The organism is Bacillus sp. FSL L8-0654, from assembly GCF_038629965.1.
In the GTDB taxonomy this organism is placed as follows: domain Bacteria; phylum Bacillota; class Bacilli; order Bacillales; family Bacillaceae; genus Bacillus; species Bacillus safensis.
Genome location: NZ_CP152026.1, coordinates 2,474,235 through 2,496,074 on the forward strand (window position 1 = coordinate 2,474,235; position 21,840 = coordinate 2,496,074).

The window sequence follows — 21,840 nt, forward strand, 5'->3', positions numbered from 1 at the left end:
ACGTGGAGCAAGAGAGGAAACTCATTGGCGAAGAAAGAAGAAACGCCATTTTAGAGTGGCTGAAAGAAACAGACACACCGCTTACTGGAAGCTTTTTAGCTAAAAAGGCGGCTGTCTCTCGGCAAGTCATTGTACAAGATATTTCATTATTAAAAGCAAAAAACGAACCCATTATTGCCACAAGCCAAGGCTATGTGTATATGGCAGCGCAGCATGCGCCAGAAAGAGAAATTGAACAAATCATCGCCTGCAAACATGATCCTGCTCGTACAGAAGAGGAACTGACCTTGATTGTAGACTTTGGAGTGACGGTGAAAGATGTGATCATTGAGCACCCTGTTTATGGTGAACTAACGGCCTCTATTCGCGTCAGCACACGGAAACAAGTCGCTGATTTTGTCCATCATATTTCTAACACCGGCGCGTCCTACTTGTCAGAACTAACAGACGGCGTGCATCTGCATACTCTCACTTCTTACAGCCAAAAGCAGCTTGACCAAGCCATTCAAGCGCTGGATGATGCTGGATTTTTAATAAAAGACTAAAAAAATAGTGTCCTGCACGGGACACTATTTTTCATTCGTTAATTCATATGTTTGATAGCTGCCAAGCAGCTTGACCTCACAGCCAATCGCTTCTAATTCTTGAATCGCACCAGGGACGAGGACATCATCCAATTCTTTTTCAATGTCAATAATAAATAAATAATGTCCAAGACCTGTTTTTGTCGGACGAGATTCAATTTTTGACAAGTTAAGATTCCGCCAAGAAAAAGCAGACAGCACGCGGTGCAATGCGCCTGATTGGTCATCCTTAGGCAGACTGACCACAATGGTCGTTTTTGGCTTTGATGAGAAACCAGAATTCATTGGGAACGATGCGTTAGGATCTTTATGTAAAATCACAAAGCGTGTATGGTTGTGCGGATAATCATGAATGTCTTTTTTTGCAATCGCCAAACCATACGTTTTTGCGGCAATTTCATTGGCAATAGCCCCGACAGCTTCATCTGGATGCTCACTGATGTATTTTGCTGCATAGCCAGTTGACTCCACTGGCCGATGAGGAATATGAGGGTACTGCTTTTTCAGAAATTGATGACACTGGGCAATCGCGTGAGGATGCGATTGAATGACATCTAACGTCTCCCAGCTCTCCGCTCTTGCTGGGTGGACAAGCAAATGCTGCCGAATTGGTGCTGTCATCTCCCCCACAATGGACAGCGCTTCTTCATGAATTAAATAATCAATCGTTAAGTTCACAGAGCCTTCGAGTGCATTTTCAAGTGGAACGACCGCCAAATCGACTTCGCCTTTTGACACAGCATCCATACATTGCGGAATCGTTGCATAGGCACGCTGCACCGCATCTTTTGGAAAACAAGAGCATACGGCCAAATGAGTAAATGTTGCCTCTGGTCCAAAATAACCTACAGTTAATTGCTTCATCTGCTATGATCTCTCCTTTTACGCCCCAGAACCGAGAATTTCGACTTTTTCGACAAATTCAAGCTTTCTTAATTGATTCATGACGGTGTTGATATCATCTGCCATACCAGCTGTACTAATTGATAAGGTGACATTCGCTCTTCCTTGCAGCGGAATCGTTTGGTGAATGGATAACACATTACAGCCAGAGTCAGCCACAATTTGAAGCAGTCTTGATAAAGCCCCAGACCGATCCTCAAGGTGGAAAAACAATGTGATGATCTGCTCTTTCACCATTGTATAAAATGGAAAAACAGCATCTCGGTATTTATAAAAAGCACTGCGGCTTAAATCCGCTTTTTGAACAGCATCGGCAACTGAATCCGCTTTTTTGCGATCGAGAAGCTTTTTGACTTCAAGCGTTTTTCGCATCGCATCTGGAAGTACATCCTCTCTTACTAAATAGAACGTTTCTTCTTTCACCTGTTTTCTCCCCTTTTAAAAACGGGAGAGCCCATGGTCTGGACCCTCCTTTTGATCAATCAATAAATTCGAATTCAAATTCAAGCAGACGAATGATGTCGCCATCTTTTGCTCCGCGCTCACGCAAGGCATCATCGACACCCATTCCGCGCAGCTGTCTAGAGAATCGTTTAACAGATTCATCTCTTGAGAAGTCTGTCATCTTAAACAGACGCTCAAGTGCTTTACCCGTTAAGACAAATGTGCCATCAGGATCTCTAGAGATCTCAAATGGTGCATCGCCTTCATCAAACCTGTACATCACGCGGTTATCCGACAGCTCCTCTTCATTATAGAGCGGGAATTCCGGTGTTGTTTCAAGCTGATTGGCGATTTCAAATAAGAGCTCACGAAGCCCTTCTCTTGTGATCGCACTAATCGGGAACACTTTATAGTCATCCGTTAATTTTTCTTTAAATGCCTCTAGATTGTCAGCTGCATCTGGCATGTCCATTTTGTTTGCAACAATGATTTGCGGACGCTCTGTCAATCTCATATTGTACTGCTCAAGCTCTTCATTAATCGTCACGTAGTCTTCGTATGGGTCACGCCCTTCAAGTCCAGACATATCAATGACATGGACAATGACACGTGTACGCTCAATATGACGTAAAAATTGATGACCTAAGCCAACGCCTTCGTGCGCTCCTTCGATCAGTCCTGGCAGATCCGCCATAACAAAGCTTCGGTTATCGTCTGTTTCAACAACCCCGAGGTTCGGTACAAGCGTTGTAAAATGATAATCCGCAATTTTTGGTTTCGCAGAAGAGACAATCGAGAGCAGCGTTGACTTCCCGACACTTGGGAAACCAACAAGTCCAACATCTGCAAGTACTTTTAATTCTAAGATGACGTCACGTTCTTTACCTGGCTCACCGTTTTCAGACAGCTGTGGTGCAGGGTTTGCTGGTGTTGCGAAGCGTGAATTCCCACGTCCGCCACGTCCGCCTTTGGCAATTACAGCCCGCTGCCCATGCTCTGTCAAGTCAGCTAGTACTTGTTCCGTCTCTGCATCTGTCACAACCGTACCCGGCGGAACTTTGACAATCATTTCTTCCGCATTTCGGCCATGCTGGTTTTTACTCATTCCGTGCTCGCCGCGGTCAGCCTTGAAATGGCGCTTATAACGAAAGTCCATTAACGTTCTAAGTCCTTCGTCTACTTCAAATACAACATCTGCACCATTTCCGCCATCGCCGCCTGCTGGGCCGCCCTTTGGTACATATTTTTCACGACGGAACGCCACCATACCGTTTCCGCCGTCACCGCCTTTAACATACACTTTAACCTGATCTACAAACATAACTTCCTCCGTTTCTCTGCATCACATATCTCGTTCTTGCCTCAAACAAAGCTCAATCATGGACTCATGAGGCGTCACATGAAATTGCGTTATACTCATACATGGATAGTTTGCGTCATGAAACGCATTTAACGCATCCAAACTTGTTAATTTTCCTTTGAAATCAAAATATAAGATCACATCATTTTCTTCATGATCTGTTTGGAAAGTGACCGTTAAATGATTTTCAGTTTTTTGGCAAACTGATTGATCGAATATCGAAAACAACTCCTGTGATACCGTTAGCAGCTGCGATTCATATGCTGATAAGTCTCGGGTTTCACCAAGCACTTCATATTCTAAGGTGATAAAATGCGACTCCCAATTAAATGTTAGAAAGTAATAGGCCAATTGGGGAATTTTTAAATTTGAGAGTTTGGATTCATGCTGTGCTTCAATGACCATTTCTTCTATAATTTCAAACACGCGGTCATATTTTTCTAATGTCAAGTTGCCTTTGATCAGCTGTAATTTATTCATCCAGTCGTGTCTTGAACGACTGAGCAGATCAATCAATTCATTTGTTAATGCAACGTGAGTTAATTTTTCATTTTCTTTACTTGGTATCTCTTCCATTATCGCACTCCCAATCGTTTGGTCTCTCTTTTAGGAGTCTTATCATCAATATGTCTCCCTGAATTATAACAGAGAAGACAGCATAGAAAAACACTAGTTATGTGAGGAAAGGTTGTTTTTTCTGATTGTATAGGAGAAAATGAGGCAAAGTCAGCAAACGTTCTTTGATATTTATGGAGTGCATCTTCTTTTATCATCTTCGGTACTGCTTGTAAAAAGTGAAAAAAACTCCAGTCAATGACCGGAGTTTTTAGCAATTATTGTGCCGCAGGATATACGCTCACTTTTTTACGGTCACGACCGAAACGTTCGAATTTAACTGTTCCGTCGATTTTAGCGAAAAGAGTGTCGTCGCCTCCGCGTCCAACGTTTTCACCTGGATAGATTTTCGTTCCACGTTGACGATAAAGGATAGAACCACCAGTTACGAATTGACCATCAGCACGTTTAGCGCCTAAACGTTTAGACTCAGAGTCACGTCCGTTCTTTGTAGAACCTACCCCTTTTTTAGATGCGAAAAATTGAAGATCTAATCTAAGCATGAAGTTCACCTCCTATTTTTTTGTTGATATTCTCACATAATCGTGATAATCTCGTTCAATTGTCTCCAAGGAAACGACCATGCCTTCTAAAAGCAGCTGGGCTTTTTCAAAGGATACTGGATCTGTATCAGCCGGCAGTTCAAAAGAGAAGTAGCCGCCTTCTTCACCAATATCAAGCAGTGGGTCCAATCCTGTCAGTGCAATAATTGAATTGACTGAGCCGAAAACAACAGCAGATACACCTGCACAAACGAGATCCTGACCTTTTTCAGCAAACTCGGCATGTCCAGTCATCTGAAAAGACGTAATGCTTTCATCTGCTGAAGACCGAGTAATGGTTGCTTTGATCATATCACTCACACGCCTTAAGCGTTGATTTTTTCGATAACAACTTTAGTGTAAGGTTGACGATGACCTTGTTTCTTGTGGTTGTTTTTCTTCGGTTTGTACTTGAACACAGTAATTTTCTTACCGCGACCTTGTTTTTCAACTTTAGCCGTTACTGTTGCTCCAGCAACTGAAGGGTTACCCACTTTGACAGTGTCTCCGCCGACAAACAATACGTTTTCGAAAGTTACTGTTTCACCTGCTTCAGCAGCTAGTTTTTCAACATAAACAGTTTGACCTTCTTCAACTTTTACTTGTTTACCACCAGTTTCGATAATTGCGTACATCTCTGCACCTCCTAATAAACTCAGACTCGCCGAATACAGGGGGCCATAGGCACTTTACACCTGCTCCGCGCGGTTGTAGCACGGGTGCTACATATCCATAACATTAAAAAATATATCAAACTAGACGCAGAATGTCAATGTATTTTCACCATTAGTACGGTAAAAGAAGCTCTTCCATTGAGGAGGTGGTTCTGCGATCTGAAAAATACGCATGGAGCAGTTCATTTTCATCAAGCTGGCTCATCTTCACGCCATCTCTTTCAATAATAATCGGATGTTTGCAGCCCCTTTGAAATCGTGCCATCACTTCGTATACTTTTTCCTCTGCACTTGCTCTCAGCGGAATCAGTTTTACTACCTTTTGCTCTTTTTTACCGTAATACCGTTCTAGTAAAAAGCGAACCCTGACGTAATGCCGCTGCCTGTGCTCCATCACGAGTGAATAAGCTAAAAAAGTGAGCAGCACCCAGCCATTGAATTGCAGCGGTGCAAACAAAAGTAACCCTCCTGTCAATAGACCGAAAAAGACAAGTGAGCCTTTTATTGCTAGGGCATGTGCACGTTGGAAAGGGTAAAAAACGGATAAGAGCAAAAAGAATAATTTTCCGCCATCAAGCGGCCAAACGGGCAAAAGATTCACAAGAAAAATCGCCATATTATAAAAGGTAAACATCGTAAAGACGTCATGCGAGATAAGAGAAGCCTCCATGAAAAGCCATGCCATGAGCTGGAGCGGTACATGCTGAAGCGGCCCGCACAAAATGACCGCCAGCTCTTCTTTTAACGGACGGTTCCCATGTTCCTCTACTTCCACCGTTCCGCCAAATGGCAGTAAAAAAATCCGCCGAATGCGCCAATGATAATAGCAGGCAGCCGCTGCATGTCCAAGTTCATGGACACAGACGATGATAAGCAGACAAAGCAGCGGCTTAATTTGGCCTGACAGAACCGCAAACGCCATCACAATCCACAGCAGCGGATGGATATGAATTTTCGTCAGCATGAGCAGCCATCTATTCAAAGGTCATCACCTGAATAGGATCGATAAATTGTTCATTTTGCTTAATGGCAAAGTAATACGTGCCCTTCCCTTGATCATCAAGCGAAATCTGGCCAATTTTTTCACCCTTATCGACAAAATCGTATAAGGCCACATCCGCTTTCTTTAATTGACCGTACCAGCTATAGCTGTTATCTGCATGCTGCACCACCACGGTAAGCCCTGTATCGCTTTTCTTTTTCACCTCAACCACATAGCCTTCCTTCATACTATCTATGGCTTCAGCGGATGTCTCCACTTTGACACCTGCTCCATTTTGCGTAAAGGATTCCTGCACTTTACCAGAGGCAGGAACAGCCAGTTCTTGATTCGCTTGTACGTCCTTTTGGCCATCTTTTTTCTCTGTTAAAAAGGCCAGCGGATGTCCAACTGTTTTTTCAAACCAGCGGTTAGCAGCAGCAAATTGAAAATCTTGCTCAAAGGTCTGAGTAATCATCGGCTTCAGCTGCTGAAACGGACCTGTCTGACCTTTAAATGAAATGGCTGCAATCAACACAAGGGACGCTGATAATAAACATTTAAGCACAAAGGTATTCGGGTTAAATAAGGGATGACGATATTTCTTTGGCTGATGGGACGCCGGTTCATAGGAGGTCGAGCCAGAATGCTTTTCTTCCTCTGTCAGCATAACCCATGGCGGGATATCTTCTTTTTTCTTGAAAGCCGTCTTCTTAGGGAGAGCAGCTGGCTGCATCGTTTTGCGGCGCTGCGCGATTTTCTTTCGGTACTCGTCCACTCTTTTCATGAGATCACCCTTTACATACAAACAGTTTGTACATTTTATGTGACAACCCCATCTGATATGCAACAAAAAGACCGATTCTCATCGAATCGGTCTCAGCGTGCAGAGAAACCCTCGCATTCATTGTCGGTCTGCGCTCCGGTACTCACGAATGTCAAATTCGCTTCGCAAAGGCAGCCGCCTTTCCTGACTGCAAAGGTTTTCTATCACGGTTCAGTGATTATGCTCTTACACCAAAGAATGCTTTCAGCTTTGCAAACATTCCCTTGTTTTCTTCTTCAAAAGATTGAAGCGGTACTGATTCGCCTAGTACGCGGCGGGCAATATTGCGATAGGCAATCGATACTTTGTTTTTAGCATCCATGACAATCGGTTCACCATTGTTTGAAGCCTTAATCACATCATCATCATCTGCTACGATGCCAAGTAGATCAATCGATAAGTGATGTACCACTTCATCTACATCCATTGAATCGCCATTTTTCGCCATGTGTGTACGAATACGGTTGACAATCAAACGAGGCGGTTCGATATCTTCTTGTTCTAACAAACCGATGATTCGGTCCGCATCTCTCACAGCTGAGATTTCAGGCGTCGTCACGACAATAGCCTTGTCTGCACCGGATACAGCATTTTTAAAGCCTTGCTCAATTCCAGCAGGGCAGTCAATGACAACATAATCAAAGTCTTGTTTCAATGATTGAATTAATTCTTTGATCTGTTCCGGCTCTACAGCCGTTTTATCGCTTGTTTGAGCAGCAGGTAAAAGATACAAAAGATCCTCGAAACGCTTATCTTTTACAAGCGCTTGGTGAATTTTGCATCTTCCTTCTACTACATCGACTAGATCATAAATAATGCGGTTTTCTAGCCCCATCACGACATCCAGATTCCGAAGGCCGATATCGGTATCAACTAGACACACTTTTTTCCCTTGAATTGCTAGTGCTGTGCCTAAGTTTGCAGATGTTGTTGTTTTGCCAACGCCGCCTTTTCCTGAGGTAATCACAATAGCCTCGCCCAATTTCACATTCCTCCCTCAAGCCTTGTCAGATTAGGTCTTATATGAGCCAATTGCTGCAGGCGTTCAATGATCATATTGCCATCTATATCTAAATAAGCACATTCCATTTCATTTCCATCTTCTTTTTGGTCTGGTGCACGGTTAATAACTTGTGCGATGCGAAGCTGTGTTGGAATCATATGTGATGCCGCAATAACAGCCTGTTTGTTGCCATTACATCCAGCATGCGCCACACCTTTTAATGCGCCAAGCACAAAAATATTTCCCCCTGCGCGAATCGTTCCGCCAGGATTGACATCTCCTATTAATAAAAGATCTCCTTCGACATACAGCACCTGTCCAGAGCGTACAATTTTTGCTACAGAAGTAATTTCAGCCTCTGCTTTTAATCGTCTCGCCTCTTCAGTTGACATGACGTCACTTTCAATTGAGTGGATAACGAGATGTTCATTTTCAGACACCGCTTCGGTCAAACGTGTCTCCTGATCCTCTGTTAAATAACGAAAACCAAGCTTAATATGCACATTGACTTTATGTCCTTCTCTTCCATCTGTATATTGCTCAAGTAACAGAACCTCTCGCAAGCCAGAAAGAAGGTCATCAAACGAACAGTCATCATTTAACTGTAATGTTAATCCGTTTTTTGTGCCTTTTATCGTCACATATTGCTGTTTTTGAGTTTTCAAGATGCTCACCTCAACAACATACTCATTTCGCCGTAATTGGACAAACTCCTGCTTTTATTCGTCGATCAGTTCTTGTTTCACATGGGTGAAAAAGAGCCTTAGCGGCACAACAAGTATGAGAGACGCAGCAGTATTTAAAAGAATCGTTGGAATAAAACGTTCGATGACATACGTATTAAACGGCATAATCCCTGGTTGAATTGTCGCTTGAACGCCGTATACATAAAACTCCATCACGGAAACAGCAATAATCGACAGAAAGACGACAACTAACATATTCGTTTGCAGAACTTTAAAGGCTTTTGCTAACAAATAGCAAAGCGCCCCAAAGCCAAACATATGAACACCAAGTATACCTGTATATGAAATATCATATAAAAGTCCAAAGATAAACCCGTAAATCACACCATATTTTTGATTCACAAAAGCAGTCATAAATACAAGTGCGAGTAAAATGAAATGAGGAGCTAAAATTTGATTCTCTGAAACAAATGGGAGCTTCACTAAATCAACAAAAATGCTGTCAAATACGAAGATAAACAACATGACGAAAGCAAGAAGGACACGTTTCACGAGCCTTCCTCCTTCGTCAATTCAGATGCATCTGCTGTACTTGTGCTGCGATTCACCACAATCACGCGGTCTAAATTGTTGAGTTCAGCCGCTGGTTCTACGTAAATGATCTTTGTCAGGCCGTAATGGTCTGGCTCAATTTCACTCACCTTACCAATCGTTAAGCCTTGCGGGAATACGCCCCCTGCTCCAGATGTTTCAACAAGATCTCCTTTTTTGACATCCCCATCTGCATCGGATTTCAGAATATTCATAGTCAGCATTTTTTTCTTGCTGTCATAACCGTTAATGATTCCATTGAGTTCTTCTTTGCCCTTTTTCGCAAAAATTTTCGTTGAAATTCTATTATTTTGGTCAGTAGAGCTTAGCAACCTTACAGTCGAAGTAAAATTGTTGAGCTTATCACTTTCAATTTTTCCAATTAACGCACCACTCTCATTTGTGACCGCCATATCTTTGTCCACGCCTTGTTTTTTCCCTTTATCAATCATCACAAAGCTATCCCAAAGAGATGGGTTTCTTGCGATAACAGTTGAGAGAATTGGCGTGTAGTCACGAATAGAGTTCACATAGCCAAGCTGTTTGCGAAGCTTTTTGTTCTCATCTTCTAGTTCTTGAAGTTTCGCCTCATATTGGGTTTGTCCATCAAGTTTTTTTCGAAGACGCTCGTTTTCATCATATGTGTTCTTTAAATCTTGTACGTTCCCATAAATACCGGCAATAAATTGTGATGGTTTATGAAAGACACCTTGAAAAAAGCCTGTCGTATCCCCCACTAATTTTTCCGGCCATGAAGCACCTCTGCCGCTTTTCACTGAAAAACCAATCATGGCCACCAGTACGATGACACAGACAAGGAGCAACATTAATCTTTTATTCATAAAAAACTGCGGCATGTCTTACACCTCTTTAATTACGACCGATTATCGATTATCTTTTGATTTTCCTTTGAACAAGTGAATATGTTCTAGTGCTTTCCCTGTTCCGATTGCCACACAGTCAAGCGGGTCTTCTGCAATAATGACTGGCATTTTCGTTTCATCACTAATGACTTTGTCAAGATTACGAAGCAATGCACCGCCTCCTGTTAAAACAATTCCGCGGTCCATAATATCTGCTGCCAGCTCAGGCGGGGTTTTTTCAAGAGTCATTTTCACTGCATCGACAATTGTTTCCACCGTATCGCGAAGCGCTTTTGCAATCTCTTCTGCCGTAATAGAGATTGTTTTTGGCAGACCTGTTAAAAGGTCACGGCCGCGAATGTCCATCTCATCATGTACATCAGGCTGCGCAGAACCGATTTCCATTTTAATCGCTTCTGACGTACGATCACCGATCATTAGGTTATACGTTTTACGGATGTAGCTGCTAATCGCATCATCCATTTCATCTCCTGCCACGCGGATTGATTGTGATGTCACAATGCCGCCAAGAGAAATAATCGCTACCTCTGTTGTACCGCCGCCAATGTCCACAACCATACTTCCTGTTGGCTCCCATACAGGCAGGTTAGCACCAATTGCCGCAGCAAATGGCTCTTCAATCGGGTATGCGTCACGTGCACCAGCTTGTCTTGTTGCATCAATGACTGCACGCTCTTCTACAGCTGTAATACCAGATGGTACACATACCATGACGTAAGGTTTACGAGCAAAAAGCCCTTTGCCTTTTAATGCTTGATTAATGTAATATTTCATCATTGTTGCTGTCGTCTCGTAATCTGCAATGACTCCGTCTTTCATTGGGCGTAATGCCACAACATTACCAGGTGTACGGCCAATCATGTTTCTAGCATCATTTCCGACTGCCACTATAGACTTCGTATCAGTTTCCAAGGCTACGACCGAAGGTTCTCTCACAACAATGCCTTTTCCTTTAATAAAAACAAGCGTATTCGCTGTTCCAAGATCTATTCCAAGGTCTTTTGTACCAATTCCAAACATATGTATGTATCTTCCTTTCTTAAACCAAAATTCCCTTAGGGAAAAACTCATAAACTCTATTATATCGTAAAACATTGAAAAAAAAAGTGTTACAAATACCCTTTTTCCTTCAAACTCACAAATTTTTGATCACCTATGACAAGATGATCAAGCAGCTGTATTCCAATCAGCTTTCCACATTCAAAAAGTCGCTGTGTGACTTCAATATCTTCCCTGCTCGGCGTCGGGTCTCCAGATGGATGGTTGTGCACACATATAAATGAAGCAGCCGAACGTTTAAACGCCTCTTTGAAAATTTCACGCGGGTGAACGATGGATGAGTTCAAACTTCCAATAAACACAGTATGTTTATGAAGAACTTGATTTTTTGAATTGAGATAAAGACAAACGAAATTCTCCTGTTGTAAAAACCTCATATCTTCCATCACATATTTTGCCCCATCCTCTGGTGTGCGGATCACATAGCGGTTGTCCGTCGTTTGATGGTGTAATCTAGTGCCGAGTTCTAAAGCAGCTAATAGAGAGACCGCCTTCGCCTTTCCAACTCCTCGAATCTTCGACATTTCTTCAATTGAGGCTTCTCTTACAGAGCGAAGACCGCCAAATGTTTGCAGAAGTCTTGCAGAAATTTGGAGAACTGATTCCTTTTTTGTGCCTGTCCTTAAAAGAATCGCAACAAGTTCATGGTTTGACAGACTGCCGGGACCATATTTGATCAATCGTTCTCTCGGCTTTTCATCTTGAGGAAAATGCTTAAGCAACATAGGGAAATCGTTCATGATGCCCACTCCTTTTAGATTCCTTCCTGTCATCAAAAAGGGGTGATTCCAAATGTTTCGAGCACTCTAACTGTTTTGGCAATAGGGAGACCTACAACGGAAAAATAATCACCATCTATTTTTTGAACAAACAGTGCGCCTTTTCCTTGAATGCCATAGCTTCCCGCTTTATCAAGCGGTTCTCCCGTTTCGATATAGCGGTCTATTTCATTTTGCGTAAGTGTCCAAAACGTCACTTCTGTCTGTTCATAAAATGTTTCTTTTCTATTCTCTGACTGAATCGTGACACCCGTCAAGACTTGATGTGTCTTTCCTGACAATAATTGAAGCATTGAGGCCGCTTCTTCCTTGTCTTTTGGTTTCCCAAGACATTTGCCGTCAATTGCAACAATCGTATCTGCACCAATAATCACAGCTTCGGGATATAATCTTTGAATATCACTTGCTTTTTGTTCTGCCAACCATTGGACGTTCTCTGCAGGAGAAAAGTTTCGATTTATTTCTTCTTTTAATTGACTTGCTTGAATGTCATAAGAAAACCCTGCTAGATCAAGCAATTCTTTTCTTCTAGGGGATTGAGATGCGAGAATCAATTGGTTCATGTTTGTTCATCCTTTCAGGGTTTAGCCTAAGAAGTAAGATACCCATTCATCCTATCAAATGTACATCTTACCGACAATTTACGAAAATTCATTTTTCATGTTCCTTCATCATTATGTTGGATGCAAAAGAAAAAAACTAGTCATTTTTTGACTAGTTTGGTTTCTTAAAATATGATTTTACGTATTTAATTGATCAAGCAGTGCCTGCTGAGATTTCCACCCGTTTTCAGCAGTAGGTTCATTTAACAGCTGCACCGCTTTCAGCAAACTGCTTTTAGCTGGTGCGTCCGTTGTTTTGGCACTTTCAAGCTCAGAGATCAGCTGCGCAACGTCCTTTTGATCCACATCATCCCCTGCAATGACCTTAGAGGATAAAACAGATGCCTTTTCTATTAAACTAGTCAGTTCCTCCGGTACTTGAAATGAGAGCTCCTTGCCTCCCCACGCCTCAAAGTGCTGATCAATCAGCTTCTTCCCAACAGCGCTTGTCATGCCCTGTTCTGTCGCAAGCCCGGCAATAACATAATAGCCATCATCCATTGAGACCTTTTTCCCCGCGTATCCTGCTTCTTTTAAACTGCCAACTAATTCATCTGCTCCTTTTTCAGAGGAAAACTTTCCAGCCTGTACAACATATGTTGAAAAGCTGCCAGAGGCGCTTTTTTCATCTTTATTCTCTTTTGATTCATCAGCAGTATCTGCTGGCGGCGCATCCCCGCCCGCTTTCATCGATGATTGATTTCCGGATGCTGAAACGCTGATATCTCCCCCTGATGGATTCTGAGTACCATCTTGACTTAGGCTAAGTGCAAACACACCTAGGCCTGTCCCAAGAACCACTGCAAACACAATCGTTGTCATCACTCTCTTAAACGGGCCGCGGTTTTTACCGAACTTCTGATCAAAGGAGCCTTTTTTCTTTTGATAAGGTGTGACGACCTTTGGATCAGAATGATAAATATGATCAGCTGCATCATCCCACTGAAAATCTTCTTCTTTCGGTTTAGCCGGTTCTTCCTCGGAAGCAGCTGTCTCCAGTTCTGAATGCCTTTTTTCCTCCCAATTCGAAAACGTCACTTGATCATCCTCTTGTTGTTTTGGCGGCTGATGGTCATCTTCATGAAGCATTTCTTCTTTGCCATTAATATTGACTTTTAACCCTTGTTTTTTTGCCTGCCTTTTTTTCACTGTCATTCCCCGCTTTCTGACATTGTTTGTAAGAAAGACCTTTTTGTCCAATGAATCAGCGCGAATGTAACCCGTCCTTCTTTCTGTTTCACACTTTAACATAGCGGATAAAAAAAAGAACAAGACTTTTGTCGGCAGGGAAAAAAAGTGTTCGCCAATTTTTTCAACCGGTCGACCCGGTGAATGGGAGCATGACATGAGCTCCATAGAGATACAGCCAAAAAGAAAAAGAGATCGCAGGAACAAAGGGAAATGGCTCATCTAATCGAAAGGAAAAAACCTTCGCATAGACGATTCCAGCGATACACGAGAGGAAAAGAATGAGAAGGAATGGCTTGAATCCTAAGCAAAATGCAATTACTCCGAACAGCTTGACATCAGCTCCGCCCATGCTATTTGGCTTGAGACGATCTAAACTATAAAACAAGAGAAAGCAAAAAAGAAGCGAAGCCGCTCCTTCCCACCAAATAAGAAGAGGTTCAAGCGTGCGGTATATGACGAAAAGAGGGAAAAAGAAGAGAAACAGCTCGTTTGGCACCCTCATATAAAGGAGATCGCTCACGACAGCAATCACAAATAAACTACAAAGAATCACAAGAAAAAGACCTTCAAACGAAATACCAGCGATTCTATACATGAGCAAAAAAAGACTGCCTGACAGCAGCTCAATCAGTGGATATAGCAAAGACAGCCGAGTGCCGCAATATTTACAAGTCCCCCTCAATAATGCATACGAAACTAGCGGAATCATCTCGCGCAAGGAAAGCGGCTGTTTACAGGCTGTGCAGTGAGAACGAGGAAAAAGAATAGACCGCTTCAGTGGCAGCCTTTCACCAACTAGATGAAAGAACGACCCCATGGTGATGCCTGCAAGAAACACAAAAATGCCTATCATATATCGTGACCCCTTCCGAGAATAAGATAGACCGGATTTTACCACGACCGTATTCATTGAGCACATAGCGAAAATATGATTTTACTTCCCTTCTGCGTATCAAAAGAAAAAAACGCAAGAGGCATTGAAGCCACTTGCGTTTTTTTGTTACCCGATCATACGATTTCGTATATCTGAAATAAAATAAAGAGAGCCTGTCACAAGAATCACCGCTGAAGGATCATCACTTTTTTTCTGAATGAACTCAAGCACTGTACGAGGGTCATCATCATAAGACTTTGCGTCTAACTGACTGCATACATAAAGCTTTTCAGCTGATTCGGCTCTTGGAAAATCAAATGAAACAAAATGGATAGAAGAACTAACGGCTTCAAGCTTTTGAATCATTTGCTTGTACGGCTTATCTTTTAAAGCACTAAAACATATATGCACCTGTTTAGTAGAAAAATGAGCTTGCACAGTTTCAATTAAACGGTCGATCCCTTCTTCATTATGAGCACCGTCTAAATACACTGGAGGATGATCTTTGACTTTTTCAAACCTTCCAGCCCAAACTGCCTGCCGAATGCCTTCATATATTTGCTCTTCTGTCACGCTAATATAGCCTTCTTGCTCCAGCCATTCAATGAGTAAAACAGCAAGGGAAGCATTTTGCCTTTGATGCGTTCCAATTAATCCTGTTTCAAGCTGAGGATACTGCCTTTTTGATGTGCGTAACGTGAATCGTTCACCTGTTTCTGTCGGCTGCTGCTCATCAAAACTACAAGTATCATGTAATGAAATACATTCGGCATTCTTTTCTTTGGCTGTGTTTTGAATGACAGAAAGAGCTTCAGGCTGGTGAACTGCCGTGATCATCGGAATACCCTCTTTGATAATGCCCGCTTTTTCAGCTGCAATTTGTTCAAGTGTGTCACCTAAAATGGCCATATGATCATGACCAATCGACGTAATCGCTGTTAAGATTGGCATAGCAATATTTGTAGAATCAAGCCTTCCGCCAAGCCCTGTTTCCAAGAGGACAAAGTCTACTTGATGCACATGAGCAAAATAAGCAAATGCACATGCTGTAATGATTTCAAATTCTGTTGCTGCGCCAAGCTCTGTTTGATCTAATTCATCAACAAGAGGCTTGATTTCATTCACCAGAATCAGCCATTCTTCATCCTCTATAGGCGCTCCGTTCACGCTGATTCTTTCATTGAACGTTAGTATAAACGGAGAGGTGAAGGTTCCGACTGAATAGCCGGCTCCCTGTAAAACAGAACGTGTAAACGCAATGGTTGATCCTTTGCCATTTGTACCTGCAACATGTACTGCTTTTATGCTTTGTTCCGGATTTCCTAGTCTGTTCATCAGCCATTTCATTCGTTCAAGACCCGGTTTTACGCCAAAGGCCAGTCTGCTGTGAATCCACTCAATTGCTTCATGGTAGTTTGTAAACAATGTCATCTCTCATTTCATACGAAATTTTCAAAAAAGACGACTCCATTTCATTAGGAGCCGTCTTTTCACTCTTATGCTTTCAGCTCTTCAATACGCTTTTGAACAGCTTCGCGTTTTGCGACATAATCACGTTCTTTCGCACGCTCTTCTTCTACGACACTTTCAGGCGCTTTTTTCATAAAGCCTTCATTGCCAAGCTTTTTCTGAACTCGTTCCACTTCTTTTGTCAGTTTATCAAGCTCTTTTTGCAGACGAGCAATTTCTTCATCTAAGTTGATTAAGCCTTCAAGCGGCAGAATGAGTTCTGCTCCAGAAATAACAGCCGTCATCGCTTTATCACTAGCTGGGACATCTGTGCCAATTTCAAGAACACTTGGGTTCGTGAAGCGCTCAATATATGAACGATTTTTCTCTAAACGTTCCTGAACATCAGACGTAGATGCTTTAATGTAAAGCTCAACTTGTTTGCTCATTGGCGTGTTCACTTCACTGCGAATGTTACGAACAGAACGAATGAGTTCAACAAGCAGCTTCATATCAGCAGAAGCTTGTTCGTTGGAAAGCTCCGGCTTCACTTCAGGCCATGCCGCTACAGTAATAGACTCACCTTCATGCGGTAGATGCTGCCAGATTTCTTCTGTTAAGAACGGCATAAACGGATGTAAAAGTCTCATTGTTTGATCTAATACATACGCAAGGATCGAACGAGTCGTTTTCTTTGCTGCTTCGTCTTCACCATAAAGCGGAAGCTTCGCCATTTCAATGTACCAATCACAGAAATCATCCCAAATGAAGTTGTATAAATGTCTGCCCACTTCACCGAATTCATACTTGTCAGCAAGCTGTGTGACACTTTCAATTGTTTCATTTAAGCGTGTTAAAATCCATTGATCAGCAACTGATTTTTCTCCTGATAAATCAAGCTCATCATACGTTAAACCATCCATATTCATTAAAGCAAAACGGGATGCGTTCCAAATTTTGTTCGCAAAGTTCCAAGTGGATTCAACCTTTTCAAAGCTAAAACGAAGATCCTGGCCTGGTGAGCTTCCAGTCGCTAAGAAATATCTTAATGAATCCGCACCGTATTTGTCGATGACCTCCATTGGATCAATTCCGTTGCCAAGCGACTTACTCATTTTACGTCCTTGTTCGTCGCGGATGAGCCCATGAATGAGGACATCTTTAAACGGTTTTTCTCCTGTGAATTCAAGACCTTGGAAGATCATGCGGGATACCCAGAAGAAAATGATGTCATAGCCTGTTACAAGCAGATTGGTTGGATAGTAGCGCTTGAAGTCTTCACTGTCTGCATCCGGCCAGCCCATTGTAGAAAACGGCCACAGCGCTGAACTAAACCATGTATCAAGTACATCGTTATCCTGTTCCCAGTTCTCAATATCTTCTGGCGCTTCAAGTCCAACGTATACTTCTTTCGTTTCTTTATGATACCAAGCCGGAATGCGGTGTCCCCACCATAGCTGACGAGAAATACACCAATCACGGATATTTTCCATCCAATGTAAATATGTCTTTTCAAATCGGTCTGGAACAAATTGAACTTGGTCGTCCCCTTTTTGCAGATGAATGGCTTCGTCTGCCAGCGGCTGCATTTTCACAAACCATTGTGTCGATAAATACGGTTCAACGACAGCTCCACTTCGCTCACTATGACCAACTGAATGCATGTGGTCTTCAATTTTGAACAAAATGCCTTCCTCTTGTAAATCCTTCACAAGCTGTTTGCGGCATTCGAAACGGTCCATTCCTTTGTATTGCAGGGCATTCGCATTCATTGTGCCATCTTCATTCATGACAAGAATACGCTCTAGCCCGTGGCGGTTTCCAAGCTCAAAGTCATTCGGATCATGAGCAGGGGTAATTTTCACAGCACCTGAGCCAAACTCCATATCGACATAATCATCACCGACGATTGGGATTTCACGGCCTGTGATTGGTAAAACCACTGTTTTTCCAATCAAATGCTGATAGCGTTCGTCATCAGGGTGTACGGCTACGGCTGTATCTCCCAGCATAGTTTCAGGTCTTGTTGTCGCAATTTCAATTGAACCTGTTCCATCTGAAAGCGGATATCTCAAGTGATAAAACGCACCTTGAACATCCTTATAAATCACTTCAATATCAGAAAGTGCCGTTTTCGTTGCTGGATCCCAGTTAATGATGTACTCTCCGCGATAAATAAGCCCTTTTTCATACAATTGAACAAACACTTGGCGAACGGCTTTATTCAGACCTTCATCTAAAGTAAAACGTTCACGGGAGTAATCGAGGCCAAGACCCATTTTCGCCCACTGGCTGCGAATAAAATCTGCATATTCTTCTTTCCACTTCCACGTTTCTTCCACAAATTTCTCCCGGCCAAGGTCATACCGGCTTACGCCTTCTTCGCGAAGCTTTGCCTCGACTTTTGCTTGAGTCGCAATACCGGCATGGTCCATACCTGGAAGCCAAAGAACGTCATAGCCCTGCATCCGTTTCATACGTGTCACGATGTCTTGGAGTGTAGAATCCCATGCATGCCCAAGGTGCAGTTTTCCTGTCACGTTTGGTGGAGGAATGACGACTGTATATGGATCTTTCGTTTTGTCATTTTGTGCTTCGAAGAATTTCCCTTCAAGCCAGTACGTATAGCGGTCTTTTTCAATCGCATTTGGATCGTACTTTGTTGGCATTTCTTGATTATTTGTTCCCATTTGTGTAACCTCCACATTTTTTCGGCTGATGAAACATAAAAAAAGCCTTTCCATCCTTATAAAAGGACGAAAAAGCTTTTTCGCGGTACCACCTTTTTTCACGAGACACATACACGTGTCCCATACACTCTAAAGGATAACGGGGTTCTCCCGAATTTCTCTACTTGTTCATTCAAGAAATTAAGCTCACAGGCGACCTTCCAAACAAGTACATCCTAGGAAACCTTTCAGCTCTTGGCTTCCCTCTCTTTAGGGTCTTGCTCGTACTCTTCCTGATCCACGCTTACGATATATCACGTTCATCAGCACATACTCATCTTTTATTAATATTACTAAATGCCTTTTGTTTTCGTCAATCATCTTTTCCGCTTTTCTTCTTCTTTATACAAATTGGGCAGGCACCCTTCGCCCTTTTGCCCATATGATAATAACAAAATGAAGAAGGAGGGCGTTTGATTTGAAGAAGATCAATCCTTACACACTTCCCCCCTGGCTGAGACAAATTCGGGCAGTTGCTTCCCAAGTCGTTCTCCCGATTGCTATATTTCAAGGATTTCGTACGATCATTTTCCCTACGACATTTGACGTCCTCATTCTAGGTATTCTTATTTTTCTCGCCTGTGCCTTTCATCTTGATTGGTTTTAAAAACTCATCATTATGTACCTGCCCATATAAAGCCAACGCAGTATAACCTCGTCATTCCGCCGATGACGAGGCACTTTGTTCTTCTTCAAGCCGTCTAGCCTGCTCAATTTCGTGAATTTTCATGACGGTCGGCTCAGAATTTTTCATCTGCCAATACGCTCTTAACAGCTGCTGGCAGCTTTCCATTTCATCCTGCCCGCCTGCTTCATAGGCTTTTACTGTATCAAACAGCCCTTGCGGATAAGCGAGGTAGCTTAGGAACAAATGCAGTTCTTCCTCCCGAAGAGGGTTTCCTTTTTGATACGTATAAAACAAAGAAGTGCATTCAGGACAAGACGTAGGATAGGTTTTGAAAGTCCGAAAGTAAAAGGTCAGAAGATCATAAATGGGGGAGGCTTTTTTAGACCGCTCGAAATTGGTGAAATGTCCTGTCCCTACATCATTATACAAAAAGTGATGGATCGATAGCTGCCCATGATTTAGCACAACACGCGTTGTCTCTTTGTCTTTCATTTCTTCATGCCAATCTTCTAAACGTTCAAGCGCAAATTCACTGGCAGACATCGCCTCTGAAAAATACATAGCAGCGGCCAGCTCAAATGGCGACATATACCACGTTTGTTCTGCCCGCTCTATGAATCGTTCATACATGTCTTTCTCTGTTTCCCATTTGGTCTTGATTTGTGTGTAATGTGCTTCTATCTCTTGCTCTGTGATATCCATCATGACTTCAGTCCGCTTATGAAGTCTTGCAATCTCTTGAAATAAATATTCGTGCTTATCGTCCTGCTCTTCTCTCTTTTCATTCGTCAGCCACGGCATCAGATAGTATGCATACTGGCTTTCCCGATGACTTGAGAAAAAGGAACCGCTCGTCGTCCGATAAATCGGCACAAAGGAGCGATAGCCCTTTGATTCCAGTTCAAGCATTTGTTCTGTAAATTGCATATGCCGGCTGGCTTTTACTCGCTTTAGAGCAAATACACCCTGCTTTGTATATACCTTAATGACAGCAGGACTGACAGGTTCAATATATTCAGCCTCAAGTCCGTATTCGTATAAGACAGATTGGATTTCATCCACGTTCACTCACCACATTTTCTCGGTCAGTCATCGCTTGCTATGCATTGCTTTTTTGATATTCAGGAATATAAAGAATCTGCCCTTCCTCAAGCTCCGCATCAATCGATAATGAGTTTGTGCGAAGAAGCTGCTGCACATTCAACTGATATCTCTCACAAATACGATCGACCGTATCTTCTTGCTGAACTATACATATTTTCATGCGGGAAAAATCTTCCTCCTCCTGCTTAGCGAACAGCTTTGTTAAATAAAGAGAATTCTCACTGCCAGACGTTTCTCTCACGTCTTCTTCAAGCTCCTCTTCTTCTTGAGCTGACTCATATATTTTAGGTGCTTCCCGTTCATATAACCGCCCGAGCTGATATTCATCATCGTGCGCCTCATGCTCAGGCTCCACTTGATCAGCAGGTGATTCAAAAGCCGGATACGACTGTACCGTTTCTTCCTGCTCTTCAGCAGCTTCCGGATCCTTTCTTACTTCCACTTCAAAGAACGGCTCTTCCCGCTCCTCTTCTTCTAATAGCTTTGGCGGTTCAAAAAATGGCGGTTCCTGCACCTGAGCTTCAGGGATGGATCGATAACCAAGCGCCACAGCTTCTTCTTGATTATTCGGCTGTTCTGGCTGTTCTGGCTCTTCAGGTTCTTCTAATTCTTCAGGTTCGTCGGACGCTTCCTCTACTTCCCTGTTCACCAATTCTATCTCAATTTCTTCTTCCTCTTCTTCTTGTACTTCCTGCACTTCCTGTTCCTCTTGCTCCGCGCGCGTATCATGTTGGAATACAGGCTGATTCTCATCATGCTCACGTTCTTCGCCTTGCAGCTCTTCTTGTTCTTCTTGTTCTGGCTGCAACTGATAATCGTAGGCCATATCGCCATAATCCACTTCAGGACGATGGACAAATTCATACGGCTCCTCTACAGGCGCCGGAGGCGTTTCCTCGTCTAATAAGCCCTCAATGGCTAAATCAGCCTGAATGGTGAGCAAACGATTCTCTGTCAGCTGGTAATCAAACGCATCAATAAACACAAACACATCATTTAAATGACTAATTTTGTTCTTCGGAATGGTGATATCGACTGGAAATTGATGCAAAAGCTCCGCCGTTCCGTCTTCTCTGACCTTTACCTCATCTGCTTCCCTGTATGTTGGAAAGGAACTCAATTCACCCAATAGCTCCTCTTGATTTATGTTGTATTCTCCTGTTAGCTCGAGTGAACCTCTAATAGAAACATAATCATTCACTTCTTGAACGAGAATGTCAGGGTCGAGAGAAATTGACAGCAGCTCACTGACTTCCTGTCCGCTTTTAAAATAAATGGATTCTTCTACTGAAAACTGTAATCGATTGTTTTGAGACAAGTCGGTGTCCTCCTTT

The 21,840-nt window shown here is 42.6% G+C and carries 24 protein-coding genes and 2 other annotated features; of the genes, 2 read left to right on the top strand and 22 right to left on the bottom strand.

Annotation, left to right across the window (positions count from 1 at the left end; all coding sequences use genetic code 11):
- The first annotated feature begins 2 nt into the window (after positions 1-2).
- Positions 3-545, top strand: a complete 543-nt coding sequence (locus MHH65_RS12775; protein WP_024423154.1) for a transcription repressor NadR — start codon at positions 3-5, stop codon at positions 543-545.
- A gap of 24 nt (positions 546-569) precedes the next feature.
- Here the strand turns inward: MHH65_RS12775 and pheA are convergent, their stop codons facing one another.
- The 20 genes from pheA to MHH65_RS12875 all read right to left on the bottom strand — a co-directional run bounded on the left by pheA (position 570) and on the right by MHH65_RS12875 (position 18,735).
- Positions 570-1,448 (bottom strand): prephenate dehydratase, encoded by an 879-nt coding sequence (gene pheA / locus MHH65_RS12780; protein WP_268414561.1) that lies wholly within the window; start codon positions 1,446-1,448, stop codon positions 570-572.
- 18 nt (positions 1,449-1,466) lie between these two features.
- A complete protein-coding gene (locus MHH65_RS12785) occupies positions 1,467-1,910 on the bottom strand; it encodes an ACT domain-containing protein (RefSeq protein WP_008342790.1) in 444 nt (147 codons plus the stop codon).
- 55 nt (positions 1,911-1,965) lie between these two features.
- Positions 1,966-3,252, bottom strand: a complete 1,287-nt coding sequence (gene obgE / locus MHH65_RS12790) for a GTPase ObgE (protein ID WP_024423156.1) — start codon at positions 3,250-3,252, stop codon at positions 1,966-1,968.
- Between the two features lie 21 nt (positions 3,253-3,273).
- Positions 3,274-3,867 carry a sporulation initiation phosphotransferase B gene (locus MHH65_RS12795; protein ID WP_034279849.1) on the bottom strand — a complete coding sequence of 198 codons (594 nt, stop codon included), beginning with the start codon at positions 3,865-3,867 and terminating at the stop codon, positions 3,274-3,276.
- Between the two features lie 257 nt (positions 3,868-4,124).
- On the bottom strand, positions 4,125-4,409 hold the full coding sequence (gene rpmA, locus MHH65_RS12800) for a 50S ribosomal protein L27 (protein ID WP_003216586.1): 285 nt from the start codon (positions 4,407-4,409) through the stop codon (positions 4,125-4,127).
- A gap of 12 nt (positions 4,410-4,421) precedes the next feature.
- On the bottom strand, positions 4,422-4,760 hold the full coding sequence (locus tag MHH65_RS12805) for a ribosomal-processing cysteine protease Prp (protein WP_034279847.1): 339 nt from the start codon (positions 4,758-4,760) through the stop codon (positions 4,422-4,424).
- Between the two features lie 14 nt (positions 4,761-4,774).
- Positions 4,775-5,083, bottom strand: a complete 309-nt coding sequence (gene rplU / locus MHH65_RS12810; protein WP_003216781.1) for a 50S ribosomal protein L21 — start codon at positions 5,081-5,083, stop codon at positions 4,775-4,777.
- A gap of 12 nt (positions 5,084-5,095) precedes the next feature.
- Positions 5,096-5,168: a sequence feature (ribosomal protein L21 leader region), on the bottom strand.
- 66 nt (positions 5,169-5,234) lie between these two features.
- A complete protein-coding gene (locus MHH65_RS12815) occupies positions 5,235-6,104 on the bottom strand; it encodes a M50 family metallopeptidase (RefSeq protein ID WP_046311937.1) in 870 nt (289 codons plus the stop codon).
- Complete coding sequence (locus tag MHH65_RS12820; RefSeq protein ID WP_046311940.1) at positions 6,097-6,888, bottom strand: M23 family metallopeptidase; 792 nt, start codon at positions 6,886-6,888, stop codon at positions 6,097-6,099. Before MHH65_RS12820 ends, MHH65_RS12815 begins: the two co-directional genes overlap by 8 nt.
- 217 nt (positions 6,889-7,105) lie before the next feature.
- A complete protein-coding gene (gene minD / locus MHH65_RS12825) occupies positions 7,106-7,909 on the bottom strand; it encodes a septum site-determining protein MinD (RefSeq protein WP_017358134.1) in 804 nt (267 codons plus the stop codon).
- A gap of 2 nt (positions 7,910-7,911) precedes the next feature.
- Complete coding sequence (gene minC / locus MHH65_RS12830) at positions 7,912-8,595, bottom strand: septum site-determining protein MinC (protein ID WP_046311942.1); 684 nt, start codon at positions 8,593-8,595, stop codon at positions 7,912-7,914.
- Between the two features lie 54 nt (positions 8,596-8,649).
- Positions 8,650-9,168: a rod shape-determining protein MreD gene (gene mreD / locus MHH65_RS12835; RefSeq protein ID WP_061109422.1), complete on the bottom strand. Its 519-nt coding sequence runs from the start codon at positions 9,166-9,168 to the stop codon at positions 8,650-8,652.
- The gene (gene mreC / locus MHH65_RS12840; protein WP_048239013.1) at positions 9,165-10,064 is read right to left on the bottom strand and encodes a rod shape-determining protein MreC; all 900 of its coding nucleotides are present in this window, start codon (positions 10,062-10,064) and stop codon (positions 9,165-9,167) included. Before mreC ends, mreD begins: the two co-directional genes overlap by 4 nt.
- A 27-nt stretch (positions 10,065-10,091) precedes the next feature.
- The gene (locus MHH65_RS12845) at positions 10,092-11,111 is read right to left on the bottom strand and encodes a rod shape-determining protein (RefSeq protein ID WP_007501538.1); all 1,020 of its coding nucleotides are present in this window, start codon (positions 11,109-11,111) and stop codon (positions 10,092-10,094) included.
- Positions 11,112-11,200: 89 nt separating this feature from the next.
- Entirely contained in the window at positions 11,201-11,875 is a 675-nt protein-coding gene (gene radC / locus MHH65_RS12850; RefSeq protein WP_335351051.1) for a DNA repair protein RadC, read from the bottom strand.
- Positions 11,876-11,922: 47 nt separating this feature from the next.
- Entirely contained in the window at positions 11,923-12,492 is a 570-nt protein-coding gene (locus MHH65_RS12855; protein WP_024423165.1) for a Maf family protein, read from the bottom strand.
- A 177-nt stretch (positions 12,493-12,669) separates the two neighbouring features.
- Positions 12,670-13,686: an SPOR domain-containing protein gene (locus tag MHH65_RS12860; protein ID WP_255290963.1), complete on the bottom strand. Its 1,017-nt coding sequence runs from the start codon at positions 13,684-13,686 to the stop codon at positions 12,670-12,672.
- A gap of 157 nt (positions 13,687-13,843) precedes the next feature.
- The gene (locus tag MHH65_RS12865; RefSeq protein WP_098677007.1) at positions 13,844-14,575 is read right to left on the bottom strand and encodes an A24 family peptidase; all 732 of its coding nucleotides are present in this window, start codon (positions 14,573-14,575) and stop codon (positions 13,844-13,846) included.
- Positions 14,576-14,722: 147 nt separating this feature from the next.
- Entirely contained in the window at positions 14,723-16,027 is a 1,305-nt protein-coding gene (locus tag MHH65_RS12870; RefSeq protein WP_268414565.1) for a folylpolyglutamate synthase/dihydrofolate synthase family protein, read from the bottom strand.
- A 65-nt stretch (positions 16,028-16,092) separates the two neighbouring features.
- On the bottom strand, positions 16,093-18,735 hold the full coding sequence (locus MHH65_RS12875; protein WP_025092445.1) for a valine--tRNA ligase: 2,643 nt from the start codon (positions 18,733-18,735) through the stop codon (positions 16,093-16,095).
- A gap of 59 nt (positions 18,736-18,794) precedes the next feature.
- Positions 18,795-19,024: a binding site (T-box leader), on the bottom strand.
- 168 nt (positions 19,025-19,192) lie between these two features.
- Here MHH65_RS12875 and MHH65_RS12880 point away from each other — a divergent pair.
- Complete coding sequence (locus MHH65_RS12880; RefSeq protein WP_003216497.1) at positions 19,193-19,381, top strand: hypothetical protein; 189 nt, start codon at positions 19,193-19,195, stop codon at positions 19,379-19,381.
- Between the two features lie 51 nt (positions 19,382-19,432).
- Here MHH65_RS12880 and ysxE read toward each other — a convergent pair whose 3' ends face one another.
- Both ysxE and MHH65_RS12890 read right to left on the bottom strand, forming a co-directional pair.
- Entirely contained in the window at positions 19,433-20,464 is a 1,032-nt protein-coding gene (ysxE, locus tag MHH65_RS12885; protein WP_034621137.1) for a spore coat protein YsxE, read from the bottom strand.
- Positions 20,465-20,501: 37 nt separating this feature from the next.
- Positions 20,502-21,824 carry a LysM peptidoglycan-binding domain-containing protein gene (locus tag MHH65_RS12890; protein ID WP_025092447.1) on the bottom strand — a complete coding sequence of 441 codons (1,323 nt, stop codon included), beginning with the start codon at positions 21,822-21,824 and terminating at the stop codon, positions 20,502-20,504.
- Positions 21,825-21,840 lie beyond the last annotated feature (16 nt).

What these genes read in the sequence shown, in the direction of transcription:
- MHH65_RS12820 (WP_046311940.1), bottom strand. Translation starts at nt 6,888, where the DNA reads ATGAAAAGAGTGGACGAGTACCGAAAGAAAATCGCGCAGCGCCGCAAA.
- MHH65_RS12845 (WP_007501538.1), bottom strand. Translation starts at nt 11,111, where the DNA reads ATGTTTGGAATTGGTACAAAAGACCTTGGAATAGATCTTGGAACAGCG.
- MHH65_RS12875 (WP_025092445.1), bottom strand. Translation starts at nt 18,735, where the DNA reads ATGGGAACAAATAATCAAGAAATGCCAACAAAGTACGATCCAAATGCG.
- MHH65_RS12805 (WP_034279847.1), bottom strand. Translation starts at nt 4,760, where the DNA reads ATGATCAAAGCAACCATTACTCGGTCTTCAGCAGATGAAAGCATTACG.
- rplU (WP_003216781.1), bottom strand. Translation starts at nt 5,083, where the DNA reads ATGTACGCAATTATCGAAACTGGTGGTAAACAAGTAAAAGTTGAAGAA.
- MHH65_RS12795 (WP_034279849.1), bottom strand. Translation starts at nt 3,867, where the DNA reads ATGGAAGAGATACCAAGTAAAGAAAATGAAAAATTAACTCACGTTGCA.
- MHH65_RS12860 (WP_255290963.1), bottom strand. Translation starts at nt 13,686, where the DNA reads ATGACAGTGAAAAAAAGGCAGGCAAAAAAACAAGGGTTAAAAGTCAAT.
- radC (WP_335351051.1), bottom strand. Translation starts at nt 11,875, where the DNA reads ATGTTGCTTAAGCATTTTCCTCAAGATGAAAAGCCGAGAGAACGATTG.
- MHH65_RS12865 (WP_098677007.1), bottom strand. Translation starts at nt 14,575, where the DNA reads ATGATAGGCATTTTTGTGTTTCTTGCAGGCATCACCATGGGGTCGTTC.
- MHH65_RS12855 (WP_024423165.1), bottom strand. Translation starts at nt 12,492, where the DNA reads ATGAACCAATTGATTCTCGCATCTCAATCCCCTAGAAGAAAAGAATTG.
- obgE (WP_024423156.1), bottom strand. Translation starts at nt 3,252, where the DNA reads ATGTTTGTAGATCAGGTTAAAGTGTATGTTAAAGGCGGTGACGGCGGA.
- rpmA (WP_003216586.1), bottom strand. Translation starts at nt 4,409, where the DNA reads ATGCTTAGATTAGATCTTCAATTTTTCGCATCTAAAAAAGGGGTAGGT.
- mreC (WP_048239013.1), bottom strand. Translation starts at nt 10,064, where the DNA reads ATGCCGCAGTTTTTTATGAATAAAAGATTAATGTTGCTCCTTGTCTGT.
- pheA (WP_268414561.1), bottom strand. Translation starts at nt 1,448, where the DNA reads ATGAAGCAATTAACTGTAGGTTATTTTGGACCAGAGGCAACATTTACT.
- MHH65_RS12870 (WP_268414565.1), bottom strand. Translation starts at nt 16,027, where the DNA reads ATGACATTGTTTACAAACTACCATGAAGCAATTGAGTGGATTCACAGC.